15 protein-coding genes are annotated in these 17,856 nt (G+C 37.5%); 14 read left to right on the forward strand and 1 reads right to left on the reverse strand.

Annotated features, from left to right (window positions below):
- The first annotated feature begins 827 nt into the window (after positions 1–827).
- A complete protein-coding gene (locus BMX40_RS07015; protein ID WP_090868253.1) occupies positions 828–1,601 on the forward strand; it encodes an HAD family hydrolase in 774 nt (257 codons plus the stop codon).
- A 98-nt stretch (positions 1,602–1,699) separates the two neighbouring features.
- Here the strand turns inward: BMX40_RS07015 and BMX40_RS07020 are convergent, their stop codons facing one another.
- A complete protein-coding gene (locus BMX40_RS07020; protein WP_090868255.1) occupies positions 1,700–3,271 on the reverse strand; it encodes a SpoIID/LytB domain-containing protein in 1,572 nt (523 codons plus the stop codon).
- A 372-nt stretch (positions 3,272–3,643) separates the two neighbouring features.
- On the opposite strand from BMX40_RS07020, the gene BMX40_RS07025 reads away from it, so the two are divergent.
- From BMX40_RS07025 to BMX40_RS07085, 13 genes are all read left to right on the forward strand, one after another.
- Complete coding sequence (locus BMX40_RS07025) at positions 3,644–4,360, forward strand: PIG-L deacetylase family protein (protein WP_090868257.1); 717 nt, start codon at positions 3,644–3,646, stop codon at positions 4,358–4,360.
- A 39-nt stretch (positions 4,361–4,399) separates the two neighbouring features.
- On the forward strand, positions 4,400–6,010 hold the full coding sequence (gene nagZ, locus BMX40_RS07030) for a beta-N-acetylhexosaminidase (protein WP_090868258.1): 1,611 nt from the start codon (positions 4,400–4,402) through the stop codon (positions 6,008–6,010).
- 1 nt (position 6,011) lies between these two features.
- Positions 6,012–7,187 (forward strand): anhydro-N-acetylmuramic acid kinase, encoded by a 1,176-nt coding sequence (locus BMX40_RS07035; protein ID WP_090868260.1) that lies wholly within the window; start codon positions 6,012–6,014, stop codon positions 7,185–7,187.
- Positions 7,188–7,282: 95 nt separating this feature from the next.
- Positions 7,283–8,635, forward strand: a complete 1,353-nt coding sequence (locus BMX40_RS07040) for a sugar ABC transporter substrate-binding protein (RefSeq protein ID WP_244513407.1) — start codon at positions 7,283–7,285, stop codon at positions 8,633–8,635.
- Between the two features lie 98 nt (positions 8,636–8,733).
- Positions 8,734–9,648: a carbohydrate ABC transporter permease gene (locus BMX40_RS07045; protein ID WP_090868262.1), complete on the forward strand. Its 915-nt coding sequence runs from the start codon at positions 8,734–8,736 to the stop codon at positions 9,646–9,648.
- Positions 9,649–9,662: 14 nt separating this feature from the next.
- Positions 9,663–10,625 (forward strand): carbohydrate ABC transporter permease, encoded by a 963-nt coding sequence (locus tag BMX40_RS07050; protein WP_090868264.1) that lies wholly within the window; start codon positions 9,663–9,665, stop codon positions 10,623–10,625.
- 67 nt (positions 10,626–10,692) lie between these two features.
- Positions 10,693–11,841: an exo-beta-N-acetylmuramidase NamZ family protein gene (locus BMX40_RS07055; RefSeq protein ID WP_090868266.1), complete on the forward strand. Its 1,149-nt coding sequence runs from the start codon at positions 10,693–10,695 to the stop codon at positions 11,839–11,841.
- 11 nt (positions 11,842–11,852) lie between these two features.
- Complete coding sequence (gene murQ / locus BMX40_RS07060; protein WP_090868268.1) at positions 11,853–12,785, forward strand: N-acetylmuramic acid 6-phosphate etherase; 933 nt, start codon at positions 11,853–11,855, stop codon at positions 12,783–12,785.
- A complete protein-coding gene (locus BMX40_RS07065) occupies positions 12,772–13,719 on the forward strand; it encodes a GNAT family N-acetyltransferase (protein WP_090868270.1) in 948 nt (315 codons plus the stop codon). Before murQ ends, BMX40_RS07065 begins: the two co-directional genes overlap by 14 nt.
- Before the next feature lie 37 nt (positions 13,720–13,756).
- Positions 13,757–14,626, forward strand: a complete 870-nt coding sequence (locus BMX40_RS07070) for a MurR/RpiR family transcriptional regulator (RefSeq protein WP_170840696.1) — start codon at positions 13,757–13,759, stop codon at positions 14,624–14,626.
- A 64-nt stretch (positions 14,627–14,690) separates the two neighbouring features.
- Entirely contained in the window at positions 14,691–15,653 is a 963-nt protein-coding gene (locus BMX40_RS07075; protein WP_170840697.1) for an N-acetylglucosamine kinase, read from the forward strand.
- Between the two features lie 4 nt (positions 15,654–15,657).
- A complete protein-coding gene (locus tag BMX40_RS07080) occupies positions 15,658–16,611 on the forward strand; it encodes a GNAT family N-acetyltransferase (RefSeq protein ID WP_090868275.1) in 954 nt (317 codons plus the stop codon).
- A gap of 18 nt (positions 16,612–16,629) precedes the next feature.
- Positions 16,630–17,676 (forward strand): serine hydrolase domain-containing protein, encoded by a 1,047-nt coding sequence (locus BMX40_RS07085; protein WP_090868277.1) that lies wholly within the window; start codon positions 16,630–16,632, stop codon positions 17,674–17,676.
- The last annotated feature ends 180 nt before the right edge of the window (positions 17,677–17,856 follow it).

A 17,856-nucleotide genomic window follows, 5' to 3' on the forward strand; every position in this document is an offset into this window, starting at 1 on the left:
TTGTCTCTTAAGCTATAACAGTCGGTAGTTGTGGATCACTTTATGCTAAAAATTAATTATCATTTATTTAGGAGTAAAAGTTTAGAAAAGTATTTTTTCCCAGGATGAAAGGTTGATAACCCGGGGTGAAAGGTTGATAAGTCAGAATAAAGGTTGATAATCCGGGGTGGAAGGTTGATAAAACAGAGTGAAGGTTGATAACCCGGGGTGAAAGGTTGATAAGTCAGAATAAAGGTTGATAATCCGGGATGAAAGGTTGATAAATCAGAATAAAAGTTGATAACCTGGGGTGAAAGGTTGATAAATCAGAGTGAAGGTTGATAACCCGGGATGAAAGGTTGATAAGTCAGAATAAAGGTTGATAATCCGGGATGAAAGGTTGATAAGTCAGAATAAAGGTTGATAATCCGGGATGAAAGGTTGATAAATCAGAGTGAAGGTTGATAACCCGGGATGAAAGGTTGATAAGTCAGAATAAACGTTGATAATCCGGGGTGAAAGGTTGATAAATCCGAATAAACGTTGATAACCCTGGGTGAACAGTTGATAAGTCCGAATAAACGTTGATAACCCGGGGTGAACAGTTGATAAGTCCGAATAAAGGTTGATACCCTGGGGTGAACAGTTGATAAATTAGAATAAACGTTGATAACTACCACACGAAAGTCGATAAATCCGAATGAACGATCTGTGTTTTTCTGAATTACTAATACATTTTTTCTAGTTGGGGTTGGAAGAGGAATGTGATTAAATTTTAACGAATTGGTGTTAAGCTTTCATTTCATAGTAAACTAAATAAAATCACTTGAAAATGGGGAGCGTGAATTATGACCAAACAATGGATTACATTTGACTTAGACGGAACATTAATGCAAAATCCTTTTATTCAATGGGTGTTTCCAGAAATTGTTTCTGCGTTCCAGCAAGAATTAAATCAAGATATAAATATTAATAAAATCATTGTGGCTGAACATGAGCTAAGAATGAAAGAGAATAAGGTAGTAGAAGCATATGATTGGGATGATATTGTAGCTAGGACGATCAGGAAACTCAATTTAAGTTTAAAAATAGATGTTGCTCATTTGGTTGAAAAACATGCAGTGGAACCAAAAGTTTATCTATTAGAACAGAATATAATTAATAGCCTCGAAGAATTGAAGAGACAGAATTATTCTTTAGCTGCCGTAACCAATGGCTACGCGAAGTATCAAATACCGGTAATGAAGGAACTAGGCTTATATACTTTATTCAATGAAATAATTACTCCAGATCGATGTGGTTATGCAAAGCCAGATAGTAGAATCCTGAACACCTTAAAAAAAGATGGGGAAATAATGGCCCATATAGGAGACCGAATTGATCATGATGTTGTGCTTGCAAACCGGCTAGGGATTAAGTCCGTTTGGATAAATAGAAATCTACCAAGCCCGTTTTTGGAAATGGTACCAGCTAGAAGGGGTGAAATTAAGAGACTAGATGTAATATGTAAAGAAAAATGGAAGCAGGAAAACAAACAGGATTCGACTCAATTTCCAAATGAAGGCTTCCCTGACTTTATTATAACCTCCATCGATGAGTTAGTAGATCTTTTCATAGAATAATATACCAGTAGTAAATAGCCTCGTTGATCCCAATAGAAAACGAGGCTATTTGTAACTATTACTACTTATCTATGATTTTTACCTATTAAAATGGAATTTTAATAACGTTCTTCTAGTTCAATACCTTGATAGTAATGCTTCAAAATTTCATCAAACGTATGACCTTTTACAGCCATTCCCATTGCTCCAGTTTGGGACAGGCCAACACCATGACCCCATCCTCCGCCGTACACTTCAAAGCCAGACAGTTCCTTTGTTTTTTTATCAACTATTGGTTCGACATAAAAGAGAGTGCTGAGTAAAACAGCTGGATCGCCATTGGCATTGATGTATTGTAGAGCCCACCGAATTCGATCCTTGAATTCGTAGAAATTGCCATTCTCTGTTACGAATTCAATTTCTAAAACTCTGCCAGAATTTGAACGCTCCACTACGTTAATTTCGTAAACTTCACCAACTTCCGTATTAAAGTACGTGCTGAGAACATTACTAATCTCATCTGGCGTCCATTCAAAATGCCAACGATGGTACCTTGACCAGTCTGATTCAAAGTCTCCTTTTTTCACTGCACGTAGCGATTTGGGATTACTACTATTTTTGAAAACGTTTAGTGAAGGAACATTATCGAATGCTTTTCCTCGTTGTGCATCTGGTACCCCTTGTAAATAATCAACTGGAGCAGAATCCCAAATATCGTTGTTGTTGGCTGTAAATCCTCCAGAAGTAGAGTGGTAAACTGCACTTATTAATTCACCTTCATAAGTAGCGACAATTCCTGAAGTTTCCTGAACAGCTTGAGTAGATATTGGGTGTTCTACTTCATAGCCACCATAAACTTGATCAGATGTGGTTGGTAATAGGTCGTAGCCATCATTACTTCGTTTGCCTAATCCTGAAATTGCATAAGTTCTAGCAGCAACAGCCTGTGATTTTTGTGCTTCCAACTCATTATATGGTTCTGGCGGTAATTCATGTGGTACAACTCCATATAAATATTCTTCCAATGGAAGCTCATTGATCCCAGCTAGTGTATTATTACTATTAAACGCTACTTCGCCGATACCCCGGTAATTTTTCCCATCGATTAAAACGAGATCATCGTCTGACCTAACTTGTATGGGGTTCGAAATAATTTCTTCAAAATCTTGCCCAGTAACTTTAATTAATGATTCACCATTAGACACGGTAACAACTTTCCAAAAGGAATCATTTCCTGCTAAGCCACTTGAAATCACTTCTTCACGAAATGCATTGCGATCTCCCCATGGTGCATCTTCAGCAAATGCGCCAATATATAAACGCCAACCATTGTTATAAGGTTCGATATATGTATCGTAACCACCAATTTCCGCCCTATTTAGCCAATCTTCTACATAAGAATTGCTCGTTGTCCATGCTACTTGTAAGCGATAGTTAGTTTGTATTTCCGCAGTAGAATCGAGTTGAACAGAAACTTCTTCATCTGATCCAGAATAGATGACTTCTCCGGTGACTTTATTAACAATCGTAAAATCACCATTACTACCTAATTTCACATTTTCTGCTGTGGGTACAACCCCGATACGGATCATTTGAGTATTTTCTTCTGCGAAGCTTACGGAACTGAATGCTGTAGAAAATCCTAAGCCGATGAAACCAAACAATAATAATCCAAAAATCTTCTTTACCAAAAAATACACCTCCGTTAAAATTTAAAAGCGCTTTTATGAAGTATTCAACGATAATTAGTAGAACCCTTTATTTTTTATATAGGTCTTTAGAAGGTTTTTGGTTGAAGTATAGTTCAAAATAATCACATTCCATAATACAAATCATTTCATTTGTATAACAATATGAAATTTAAGTACAATTTTTTTAAAATATTTTTGAATTTCTATTTCATTTTTAGAATATTAATGTATAATGTAAGTGATTAAATAATTAGAAAATTAATGAATTAGTCTGAGGAGGATTAGACCTCTATTTTTTGCAACATTAATGTAAGCGATATCATGCTTTGGGTTTATTAGAAATAATTCAATTTTTTTTAATGAGGTGGGAAAATGGCAGAGAAATTACATTTAATGGTAGTTGGTGCACATTGCGGTGATGGGGAGATACAGGCTGGTGCTATTGCCTATAAGTATGCAAAGGCAGGACATAAAGTAACATTTTTACATTTAACAGCTGGTGAAAAAGGAAATCCACCCCATATTTCAGTCGAAGATTATCGGAAGCAAAAGATTGAAGAAGCGGAACGTGCTGCTGCAGTTCTTGGTGGAAAAAGTATTACGTTAGATTATAATGATGCGGAATTAAAAGAGGATGATGAAACAGTTACAACAGTAGCCAAATTATTTCGCCAATTGAAACCAAATGTTGTTATCACGCATTGGGAAAACAGTATGCACCCGGATCATGCGCGTTGCCCTAAGATTGTTCAAGCAGCATGGCTAAAAGCAGCCTTACCTGGATTTGAGATTGATGGTTTACCTCCGCACTCATTAACTCGAATGTTTCATAGTGAAAACTGGGAGGATATGGAAGGGTATGAACCAGATATATTCGTTGATGTATCCGAAGAATTTAACACGTATTTGGAAGCGTTGTCTCAATACTGGTTCATCATGAATTCAAGTGATTTTAGGTATTACGACTATTATAAAGCATTAGGTACGATGAGAGGCTGTCTAACAAGAACAAATTACGCTCAGACATTAAAATTCCCTATCGGAGCGAATAAACGGAAAGGTGCAACCATTCCAGGATTTGACTTATAGACTTGTAAGAAGAGTTACATAAAGGAGTGCAAAAAATATATGAGTCTTAGTGAGACACAGAAAAAAATCGGCCAATTAATGGTATTTGGATTTAAAGGAAAGACGGCAACCCCTGAAATTAAGAAATTAATACGTGAAAAACATATTGGAGGGGTTATTTTATTTGGTAGAAACATAGGGACGCCAGAGGAAATCTATCAATTAACTACAGAATTACAGCGAGAAGCAAGAGCTGCTGGACATGAAAAGCCGTTACTAATTTGTATCGACCAAGAAAACGGTGTAGTTAGAAGATTGGGAGAGGGATCAACCGTGTTACCAGGCTCTATGCTACTTGGTGCGACGGGAAAAAGTGAAAATGCCTATATCACTGGTTTATTGACTGGAAGAGAACTGAAACATCTTGGTGTGAACTGGAACCTAGCACCTGTATTAGATGTTAATAACAATCCAGAAAATCCTGTCATTGGTGTCCGTTCTTATGGAGAAACTCCTGAAATGGTTTCTGAATTTGGCCTACAAGCCGTAAAAGGAATGCAGGATGCTGGAATGATCACAACGTTAAAGCACTTTCCTGGTCATGGAGATACAAATGTCGACTCGCATTTAGATCTACCAACAATAGCACATGATATGGAACGACTAGAAGAAGTAGAATTAAAACCTTTTATTGATGTTATGGAGTACGGTACAGATACCATTATGTCTGCTCATGTTTATTTTCCAGCTATAGAGGATCGGGAGAATGTACCTGCTACACTTTCGAAAAAAGTGATTACCGATCTGTTACGTACAAAACTCGGATTTAACGGTGTTGTAACTACGGATTGTATGGAAATGAATGCCATCTCAGAAACGATTGGAACTGCTGCCGGTGGAGTGGAAGCGATAAAGGCTGGTGTTGATTTGATAATGGTGTCCCATTTACAATCACGTCAGTACGAAACAATTCATGCAGTGGAAGAAGCTCTAATTAACAGAGAAATTTCCGAGAAAACACTTCATAGTGCCTATGAACGAGTAATGGAGTTAAAGGACAAATATTTGAGTTGGGAGGATATTCCTCTTAATCAAACACCAGTGGTCTCTGCTGACTTTGGGAGTAAATTTCATGAATGGGAAGCATATGAAATTTATAGGCAAGGTATTACGATTGTGAAAAACGAAAATAACCTTGTTCCATTATCACCATTGGACGAAGATCGTCTACTCGTTGTATATCCGCAGAATAGTTATGCGATGCAGGTGGAAGATCAAAGGTATTCAACGTTTTCACTCGGAGAATCAATTAAAAATAATCATGAAAAAACAGATGTTATTGAACTAACCAATCCTCCAACAAAAGAAGAAATCGATAAGGTTGCTGCCAGTGCTTCAAAATATAGTGCTGTAATAATTGGGACATTGACGGTTAAGCCAAATGATACACAAGTAGAATTAGTGCGGGAAATTAAGCAACAAAACGAATCGGTAATTGTTATTGCAACAAGAAGCCCATACGACATTTCTTATTTACCAGATATTCCAGCATACATAGCAACTTATGAATTTACACATCCAGCACTGATTACGGTTGCAAATGCGCTGTTTGGTAAAGTTCAGGTGAAAGGAAAGTTACCAATTACGTTACCAAAACGAAGGGATGGTTAACATGCATACCAATCAACGGGTCTCGTATGCGATTGGCCTCATGTCAGGAACTTCATTAGATGGTATTGATGCAGCCATAGTAAAAATGAAGGATCTCAACGGAAATGTTTCGATGGAACTTATTCATTTTGATACGATTTCTTATGAACAAGAAGTAAAAGACGAAATTTTAAAACTTTGTGATCCAGAGTCATCAAGGGTTGATAACCTTTCTAGTATGAATATGCTTCTAGGAATTCTCTATGCAGACGCAGCATTAAAGGTTATTAAGGATGTAGGGTTAGATCCAACTGATATTGACTTGATCAGTTCTCATGGACAAACGATTTTTCATCAACCAAGTGCCATTACAATCGGTAAACATTTGGTAGCATCGACGTTACAAATTGGGGATATTGGTGTCATTGCTGAAAAAACTGGGATTACAACGGTAGGAGATTTTCGAACAAGGGATATAGCAGCTGGGGGACAAGGAGCACCACTAGTTCCATATGCTGATTATCAATTATTTCAACATGAATCTTTTGGTAGAGTGCTAGTTAATATAGGAGGAATATCAAATATTACTATTCTTCCAAAAGGTTGTAATGAAAACGCTGTTTTTGCCTATGATACAGGGCCAGGAAACATGATAATAGATTTTTTTGTAGAGAAAATCACAGACGGAAAACGGAGCTACGATAAAAATGGGGATATAGCGCGGAAAGGTACGGTACACCAAGAGTGGTTAAGCGAATTGCTTCAACATCCTTATTTTGCAGAACATCCTCCGAAAAGTACTGGACGGGAAATGTTTGGTAAAGAATATGCTAGTTTCCTTTGGGGTAAAGCGGAAGAGTTAACGATACAGCATGAGGACAAGGTAGCAACAGTAACAGAGCTAACAGCTATTACACTTACTAATGAAATAAAACAAAACATTGAATTAGCATCCATAAGTGAGGTTTTAATTAGTGGGGGTGGGAGCAAGAACAAGATGTTAATGGAGCGAATTGATGCGCATCTCCCAAATAATGTTGTCGTAAAAACGACAGATGATTATGGAGTGAATGCAGATGCGAAGGAAGCAATGATCTTTGCATTACTTGGTTACCAATGTTTACAAAAAAGAACAAATAACTTACCAGCTGCAACTGGTTCTAAACGTAATGTGGTCATGGGCAAGATAGCATGGTGAGCTTACTTTAAGGGGGTGAAGTCAACCTAGTAATCTGTGTAATTGGAAACTTTTATTGAATACTAAAATTACATTTTATGTAGGGGGTAAGAAAATTGAAAGGTAAAATGACAAAAATTTTGGCTTTATTCATTATGGTTGTACTAATTGGGGTTTTAGCCGCTTGTAATGATGATTCATCTAATACAAACGAAGACGGTGAATGGACAGGTAAAATTACTATTTGGGACGGACCACGTTGGGCTCAAGAGGGGGACGACTCTGGTGAAGATGGAGAAGGTAATAAGTATTTTTGGATAGAAGAAAAGATTGAAGAGTTTGAAGCTGAGCATGAAGGAGTAGAAATTGAATTAGTTCAAGTACCTTGGGCAGAGCTTCCGGATAAATTAGGTGTAAATATTGCAGGTCAATCATGGCCAGATATTGCTCCAGTTGATATTAGTGGTAGTGCTGTAAGCATTGAACATATCGAACAAGGCGTAATTGAATCTGTAGATGAATACTTTACAGAAGAAGAGTTAGCTGATTTTTATGATAACGCTTTAGAAGCCTATACGCATGAGGGAAGCTTATATGGGGTGCCGAACTCAGTGACGGTACACTCTATGTTATTAAATCTAGATCTATTCGAAGAAGCTGGTGTTACACCTCCAGAAAATGGGGAGTGGACGTGGGAAGAGTTTGTTGACACAGCAGAACAGCTTACTTTTGATAGGGATGGAGATGGAGAAACGGATGTATATGGATTCTCCACTTACATTCTAGATGGTTATTATGAAGCATGGCCTTTCTTCTATATGGACGGTGGGCAACCATTAAGTGATGATTTGTCTGAATTTACATTCGATTCCCCAGAAGCAGTTGAAGCAATTCAAAAGCTAGCAGATTTAAAACTTGAGCAAGAAGTTGCGCCTGTATCCATGGGAGGAGCTGACGTAGGTGGTACGTTCCAAGCGTGGGCAGACGAGGAACAACGCACGGTAGCTATGCAGCCATGGGCAACTTGGGCAATCACATCAGCTCAAACAGCGTATCCAACAAACTTTATGGTAGCAAACTACCCTACTGGTTCTACAGGTGAACCTGGAACAATTGGTGGAGTTGGTGGATGGACGATGTTCCACCAAGAAGAAGAAGGTAAGAAAGAAGTTGTAGCTGAATTTATCAAACACATCTCTAATGCAGATGAACAATACCGTATGGCTAGTGAATATGGAGTATTCCCTGCCTTAGAAAGTGCTGCAGACATGGACCCATATGCGGATAATCCAGAAATGGCAAGGGCACAAGAAATGTCTGATCAAGTTATCAATTTACCAAGCCATCCAGAATGGAAAAAAATAGATGAAGTCATCCAACGTGAACTTCAATTAGTATTTAATGGCGAAAAAACGGCAGAAGAAGCCATGGCAGATGCTAAGCCTGAAGTAGAGGAATTACTAGATTAACGATTAATAGAAGGTAGACTTTAGAGTTCTTCTAGAGTCTACCGATTTTCTTAAAGATTGCAAGCTTTACATATTTCGAACAGCTGGGAGGGAAAAACATGAAAGGAACAAATGCGTCCATCACTTCTAATAAGAACAAAGGAGTATGGCACTCCATGAAAAAAAATTATGCTGCCTACCTGTTCTTGTTACCGAAATTAACGTTGTTTATTGTATTTATAGCAATCCCGGTAGTTTGGGCATTTATTCTATCTTTTCAGGAATATCAAATTATAGGTGGCAACGAATGGGCTGGATTATCAAATTACTTAAGTGTATTTGAAAGTGAAGCATTTAAGAAAGCACTTCTAAATACAACGATTTATACCGCGGTAACTGTTCCCTTTAATGTCATTACTGCGCTAATAGCAGCATCTTTAATTCATTCCTTAGGACGCTTTGCTCAAGGATTTTTCAGAGCCGCATTCTATCTACCTACAGTAGCCTCTATGGTTATTATTGCAATGGTGTGGAGATGGATGTATAACTATGAATTTGGACTATTTAATTATGTTATTGGTTGGTTCGGATTTGAACCTTTGAATTGGTTAGGACAGTCAAACACGGCTTTATGGGCGATCATCATCATGCAAATGCTAATTCCTTTTGGTGTAGGGATAATATTATATTTAGCTTCAATGAGTTCAATATCTGAATCTTTATATGAAGCAGCAACAATTGATGGTGCAAATGCATTACAAAAATGGGTTAAAATTACCGTTCCAATGCTTAAACCATCCACTGTTTATTTAGTATTACTAAGTACCATTGGTTCGTTCCAGGTATTTACGCAGATTATTTTGATGACTGGTGGGGGACCTGGCTATGCGACAGAGACCATCGTGCATTTAATCTATAAAACTGGTTTCAGAGATTTTGAGTTCGGATTAGCTGCGGCACAGTCTGTCGTATTATTCTTTATTATCTTAGTTATTTCAATTTTACAGTATAGAGCTTTACGTCATGATGAATAGGAGGGAAATAAAAGATGAGAAAATTTAGTATAAAAAAGACACTTATTGTATCACTACTACTGCTATTTTCGATTGTTTCCCTTTTGCCATTATATTGGGTATTCAGTACCTCCTTGCAGTTAAGTAGTTATCAGGATGATGACTTAGAAAGAACGACTTCCTATGTTAATGCAAATCCCCCCAAAATGTATCCAATGGGAATACCAGAATACTTCGAGCATTGGGGAAAAGCACGGGAAGCGGAAAAAAATGATGACCTGGAACAAGCAACCTACCATCGCGATATGATGAGTTATATCGTGGAAGACACGTTCTCAGGATTTAAAAGATTATTCAGCCAAAACAGTATGGGAATGTGGTTTTTTAACAGCTTATATATAGGGATTGTTGTTACAGTAGGTGTGTTATTATTTGATTCCATGGCAGGTTACGTACTAGCCAAGAAGCGATTTCCAGGTAGGAATATTATCTTTTGGTTAATTATTTCTACAATGATGATCCCTTCGCAAGTAACCTTAGTTCCAATGTTTATAATGGTTCGCGATTTAGGTTTAATGGATACTCACTGGGCATTGATATTACCTGATTTATCCATGGTATTTGGTGTTTTCTTAATGCGACAGTTTATGTATTCCATTCCGGATGAATTAATTGAAGCAGCGAAAATTGATGGGGCAAGTGAATGGAGAACGTACTGGAGTATTGTACTTCCACTTGCGAAGCCAGGATTAGCTGCATTAGGTATATTTACTTTCATGAACGTATGGAACTCATTCTTATGGCCAATTATTGTTTTAAATAGTGCGAACTTATATACCCTACCTGTTGGATTGAAAACATTACAAGATGCAAACCTTGCAGACTTTAAACTATTAATGAGTGGTGCAGCAATTGCTGCAATCCCAATGATTATTGTCTTCTTAATATTCCAGCGTCATTTTGTTAAAGGGTTAACATTAGGTGGGGTAAAAGAATAACCATGCACATTTTATGAATGGCTTTTGTTCTTGACAAAAGCCAAAATGTTCTTAGGAGTGACCTGTAATGAAACTAGGACTTGATATATTCTTAGAAAAAAATTATGAAGATTATATAGGAAAACGGATCGGTTTAGTTACAAATATGACAGGTGTGAATAAGAGATTAACACCATCAATTGATTTGTTTTTTGAACATCCGGATATTGATCTAGTTGCACTATATGCTCCAGAGCATGGCATACGAGGAGATGCAAAAGAAGGGCAGAAAGTGGAATCGATAGTCGATCCAATTACGAATCTTTCAGTTCACAGTCTGTATGGATTGACCAAAAAACCAACGAAGGAAATGCTTGATAATATAGATGTTCTTGTTTTTGATTTGCAGGATATCGGATCTCGGTATTACACATTCATTTATACAATGGCCTATGTGATGGAAGCGTGTAAAGAACTTGATAAGGAATTTGTTGTGTTAGATCGACCTAATCCAATTTCAGGTGAAAAGATCGAAGGCAATTTAATAGAGGAGGATGTCCAATCATTTGTAGGTCTTTTTCCGATACCTAATCGTCATGGTATGACAATCGGGGAGATTGCTCATTTATTCAAAGGGGAATTCGGATTGAAATGCAATTTGACCGTTATTCCAATGGAAGGTTGGGAAAGGAATCAGTACTTCGATGATACGGATTTATTTTGGGTAGCCCCATCTCCTAATACAACAAACATCGATATGGCAATCTTATATCCCGGAACCTGTTTGATTGAGGGAACTAACTTATCAGAAGGTCGAGGAACGACTAGGCCTTTTGAGTATATCGGTGCACCGTTTATAGACGGGTATCGGTTGGCAAAGAATTTTAATGAACAGAAACTTTCTGGAGTCCTAGCAAGACCTACATCATTTATTCCGACATATCAAAAGCATAAAGATGAAATATGTGGGGGGATTCAGTTACATATTGTCGATCGTGGGAACTTTAATGCTTTTGAAACAGGTGTTGTATTAATTGAATTAGTTGCAACAATGTATCCAAACGATTTTTATTTCTTAAAACATGAAAATGGGAAATACTTTTTTGACCTACTAGCTGGAACAAAGCGGTTGCGGGATCTCTTGTTAAAAGGGGATACTGAGGCATTCCTACTGTCATGTAAGGAAGAAGTGAAGACTTTTCACAACCAAAGGGAACCATATCTTTTATACAATTAGGATGGGATGAGATGAGCAAATTATCAACACTGACAACAGAACAAAGAAATGACAAGACTAAATCCATCGATAATATGACTACAGCAGAAATATTAACTACTATTAACGATGAAGATAGAAAAGTAGCAACAGCAATTCAGAAAGTTATACCACAAGTAGAAGCAACCGTTGAAGCTGTCTATCAATCATTAAAAAATGGTGGAAGATTATTTTATGTCGGTGCTGGAACAAGTGGTAGATTAGGTATATTAGACGCAGTTGAATGTCCTCCAACTTATAGTACTCCTCCAGAGCTTGTTCAAGCTGTCATGGCAGGAGGAACGAAAGCAATTGAGAAGGCTGTGGAGGGTGCAGAGGATAGTGAAACTTTAGGTGCGAATGACCTTAAAGAAAGGAATGTAACGGAGCTAGATGTTGTGATAGGTATAGCAGCGAGCGGGAGAACACCATACGTAATCGGTGCTCTAAAGTATGCAAAGGAAATTGGAGCAAGTACGGCGAGTCTCTCGAGTAATGAAGGTTCCATGATTAGTAGATTTGCAGATATTAATATTGAAGTGCTAACTGGTCCAGAAGTTATTACTGGGTCAACGAGAATGAAGGCAGCAACCGCGCATAAACTCATATTGAATATGATCACGACAACGACGATGATTAAGATTGGAAAAGTATATGAGAACTTAATGGTGGATGTCAAAGTTAGTAATCAAAAATTAAAGGAACGAGCAATCAGTATTGTTTCGACAATTACAGATGTTTCCTATGAACGAGCGAAGGAAACGCTGAAAAAGACCAATTTTGAAGTCAAACCCGCAATTGTCATGATAAAAGCAAATACATCTTTGAATAAAGCAAAACATTCCATTCAAAAGGCAGATGGGTTTGTACGGAAAGCGATTGATTTAGCACTATCAGGGGGAGTGGGAGAAAATGGTCAATTATAGAAGTTATCTTCCAGGGGATGAGATACTTATTATTAACTTATGGAATCGTACTTTACAAAATGATCCAATAACCTTAAAACGTTTTCGTCATCTAGTGCTTCTAGATGCCAACTTTGATCCAAAGGGGATGCAGCTTGCCTTTCAGGGTGATAAGCTAATAGGGTGTGTTTACGCGGTGCGCAGACTATTACCCATGTACGGAGATGATTTAGAAACGGAAAATGGTTGGATGCCGTTCTTTTTCGTGGATGAAGAACACCGTAAATCTGGTGTTGGATCCCAGTTAATTGAAAATGCGGTTACATTTTTAAAGGGTAATGGAAGAAAAAATGTATTTTTCGCATCCTATGCTCCGAATTATATCCTGCCCGGCTTGGATGAAGAAAATTATCCCGAAGCTTATCAATTCTTGCTTAAACAAGGATTCGATAAACTATACTCTCCGGTTGCAATGGATCGTAGTTTGGTGGATTATAGACTTCCAAAAGAGATTATTCATTTAAAAACAAAACGAGAACAAGAAGGTTATTCTATTAATAATGCACAGGATAAAGACCTTTATGAAGTTATCCAGTTTGCTAACGAGAAATTTAACCCAGATTGGGGAAGAGCTATTCGAGAAGGAATTCTACAAGGCCTCCCATTAGATCGTATTCTTATTGCTCGCCACAAAGGTAAACTCGTTGGTTTTTGTATTTATGGTGGCTATGAAGGGGTACCTGAGCGCTTTGGTCCTTTCGGGGTTGATCCGAATCAACAAGGGAAAGGGCTTGGAAAACTAATCTTGAATGAATGCTTGAATAATATGAAGGCAGAAGGTTTACATAGTGCCTGGTTTCTGTGGACAGGTGAAACAAGTTCTGCTGGACATTTATACAAAAAAACTGGTTTTCATATAACAAGAAAGTTCCACGTTATGCGTAAAGAAATATAAATCACCCGAATACTAAAGGAGAAAGAGAGCTGATACTATGTCATTTATGACTGGGGGACTTGTGATGCTTACAGAAATGCTGCCTTTATTACCTCCATCTGAGAAAAAAATAGCTTCATATATTATTGAAAACCCGGAAGAAGCTGTCACCTTAACAGCACTAGAATTAGGGAAAAGAAGTTCAACTAGCGGGGCAGCGGTAATTAGACTTTGTAAATCTTTGGATTTAAAAGGTTTTCAAGATTTGAAGTTTCGGATTGCAGGTGACCTTCAGAAAACAAATGATCAAGGCTTTCGCGATGTAGAACCTAATGAACCCTTGCCATCCATTATTGAGAAGATGACCAATAATAGTATTCAAACAATACGTGAGACAGTAGAACTATTAAGCACAGATGAGCTAAAGAAAGCAGTTGATTTATTAAGGAATGCTAATAAAATTCATTTTATTGGTGTGGGTGCTTCCGGCATTATAGCACATGATGCCCAACAAAAATTTCTCCGTATTAATAAAATGGCTTACGCATTCTCTGACATTCACATGGCTGCAACTTTGGTCGCGAATGCAGAACAGGGAGATGTCGTTGTTGGCATTTCTTTTTCAGGGGAAACCCAAGAAGTTGCAAATGTATTAGAACTTGCTAAACGAAATAATATTAAAACGATCAGTTTAACTCGATATGGAAGCTCTAACGTCACAGAACAAGCAGATATACGTTTATATACGTCAGCAACTAAGGAGCCTACCTTCCGCAGTGGTGCGACATCTTCACGTATTGCACAATTGCAGGTGATTGATATTTTATTTATGTGTGTTGCATCTCTGCAATATGATCAAACTGTAAAACATATCGATACAACAAGAGACGCAATTGATTTTTTAACCAAAAACGGAAAACGAAAGTAAGAAAGCAGAGATAAAAAGAGCTATCATCACGGTGGCTCCTTTTTTCTTAATGGGGGAATTGTTTGTGTATGTAATTGGAATAGATGGTGGCGGAACGAAAACAATCGGAGTTCTTGCAGATGAAAATGGAACTGTTGTTGCCAAATCGATCGTTGGTCCAACTAATCCCAATAGTGTATCCAATTATCATCTCAAAGGGGAATTTGGAAAGCTTTTTATGGAATTTGAAAGGTATTCTGAGTTTAGTCATGTGCAACATTTATATGCAGGAATGTCAGGTGTGGACCATCCGGAAAATAATAAGCTTATCAAGGGAATAATTTCCTCCTATCTGCCAAAACAGGTTAAAGTAACGATTGATCATGATGCGATAACCGCTCTTTACTCCGGGACGCTAGGTGAGCCAGGAATTGTTCAAATTTCTGGAACTGGATCGATAACATTTGGAATGAATCAGCATGGAGAGCGCCAACGAGTTGGCGGTTGGGGGTATTTATTTAGTGATTATGGAAGCGGCTATTCTATTGGTAGGGATGCATTAAGTGAAGCGTTTCTAGCCTATGATGGTTTGAAAGATTATACATATTTGATTGATTTACTGCAAAAGTACTACAACGTAGAAGCGTTACCAGAAACGATTAAAAAACTATATCAAGGTACCAATCCTCGAACCGAAATTGCATCTTTAAGTAGATTGGTTATGGATGCGTATGATCATGGAGACAAAGTGGCGGAGGAAATTATTTGGAGAAACGGTGTTGAACTTGGACGAGCTATTTCTGCTTTAGGAGGAAAGTTATTTCAGAATGTTTCCGTTCCGGTCGTCTTAACAGGAGGTGTTTTTAATCGGATGGAATTATTTGAAAAACCAATACTCCATGTAGTGGATCGTTGTCAGCAAGAAGTACGCCTCATAAAGCCACGAATAGAGCCAATCGGAGGTGCAATAGTTGCAGCATGGAAGGAAGAAAACAGACAGATAAATGATGCTTTTATGGCTACATTCAAACAATCACTAGAGAGGTGAAACGATGAAACTAATTCCTTGGACTAACGATAAATTGGAAGAAATTGTGGAATTGTGGAATAACGAAGTAGGAGAATCTTTCCCAATGCTTGAGGAGCTTTTTGAACAAAATAGTTTCCTAGATGAAAATATTTGTTTGGAGGGATCACGTATTGCAGTAACCAAAAATAATCAGGTTATTGGTTTTCTTGTTGCCAAACGGTGGCAAGAAGAATTACAGGTGGGTATGAAGCCTGAATTTGGCTGGATTCAAGTCCTTATAGTGAAACAATCCTATAGGAAACAAGGGATTGGAAAGCATTTGCTAGACCATGCAGAGGAGGTTTTTCAATCAAAAGGGGTAAAAAGGATTATTTTAGGAAGAGACCCTTGGCATTATTTCCCTGGAATTCCGGAGCAATTTGAGGACGTCTGTCGATGGTTCGAACATAAAGGTTATGAGAAGCATGGAACAGATTACGATCTCATTCGTAGCTATAATCCAATAGAAAAACATTCCATACCCAATATAAAAGATGTGGAGTTTGCTTTATTAAAAACGAATGAAAAAGAACATTTATTGGATTTTCTGCATCGCTGTTTTCCGGGGAGATGGGAATATGAAGCAATCACGTACTTTGAAAGAGGTGGGACAGGCAGAGAGTTTGTCGTACTTAAGAAAAAGGATCAAATTATTGGCTTTTGCCGAATAAATGACTCAATGTCTCCATTGATTGCTCAAAATGTATATTGGGCTCCTTTATTTAAAGAAGAACTTGGAGGAATTGGTCCACTAGGTATTGATGCAAAAGAACGAAAAAATGGTTATGGTTTAGCTATTGTAGAAGCGGGAATAGCATTTTTACGTGAACGGGGAATTAACCGCATTGTCATTGATTGGACAGGATTAGTAGATTTTTATCAAAAATTGGGGTATGGGAAGTGGAAAACCTATAAATCATACAGAAAAGATCTTTAATGAAAGGAATGATAATTGATGAAGGAAACAGTGCTTCGTTTTTTACAAAAAGAAATAGATGCCGAACATATTCCTGGAGCAGTGGTACATGTATCCTATAAAGGTGAGGTCGTTTTACAAGAATCAATTGGAAGCAAAGTAGTCTATCCTGAAAAGTCACCAATGAAACTGGATACCGTGTTTGATCTTGCTTCGTTAACCAAAGTAGTTGCAACCTTGCCAGCTATTTTAAAATTACTAGATGAGGGAGAAATTAGGTTAGATGATCGAGTGGCCTATTTCTTGCCAGATTTTGCGCGAAAAAATAAAGAGGCAATCACAATTAAGCAACTGCTAACCCATTCATCAGGGTTACCGGCACATAAACCCTATTTTGAAGAGGATCTGAATAGAGAAGAAGTGCTTGAGAATATTTATAATCAAGAGTTAGAATATGTAACAGACCATAAGGTGGTATACAGTGATTTAGGGTTAATTACGTTATATAAATTAGTAGAAGTTGTAACTGGACAACGGTTTGACGAATTTGTTATGGAAGAAATTCTTACGCCATTGGAAATGGTGAATAGCGGATTCAACCCAAAATTTGATAGAGACCGTTATGCTGCTACGGAATATAGTGAGAAACGGAAGGATTATAAATTTGGAATTGTTCATGACGATAATACCGAGTCCATGGGGGGAATCAGTGGTCATGCAGGGCTTTTTTCCACAATCCACGATTTACAAAACTTTGCCACAATGATCGAGAATGATGGTATTTTCAAGGGGAAGCGTATCTTATCTAGAAATGCGTTAGATATATCTAGGAAAAACTATACATCATTTGCAAGTGAATATAGAGGATTAGGATGGATATTAAAAAGTCCGAATTTATCATCTTGCGGCGATTATTTTTCTGATTTATCTTATGGACACACTGGTTTCACAGGCACAAGTATATGGTTTGACCCATCCGTTGATTTACATGTCATCTTATTAACAAATCGAGTGCATTTTGGTAGAAAACCACCGATTATTCGGTTGCGTCCCAGGTTACATAATATTATCCGATCACATTTCTAATGATGAAGATGGAGTGTAATCTATGGAATGCATATGAGCTCCTTCATTCAATTGTCCAAACATAAGGTGTTATAATAAATTGGAAGCAATAACTGCTAGACTATTGTGTCAGCAGTTTTCTTTTTGGTCAGAAAAAAAAGAGTGAATTGGTTCGGCCAATTCACTTGAATTAAACATTGT

It is taken from the genome of Oceanobacillus limi (genome assembly GCF_900111445.1).
Taxonomy (GTDB): domain Bacteria; phylum Bacillota; class Bacilli; order Bacillales; family Amphibacillaceae; genus Ornithinibacillus; species Ornithinibacillus limi.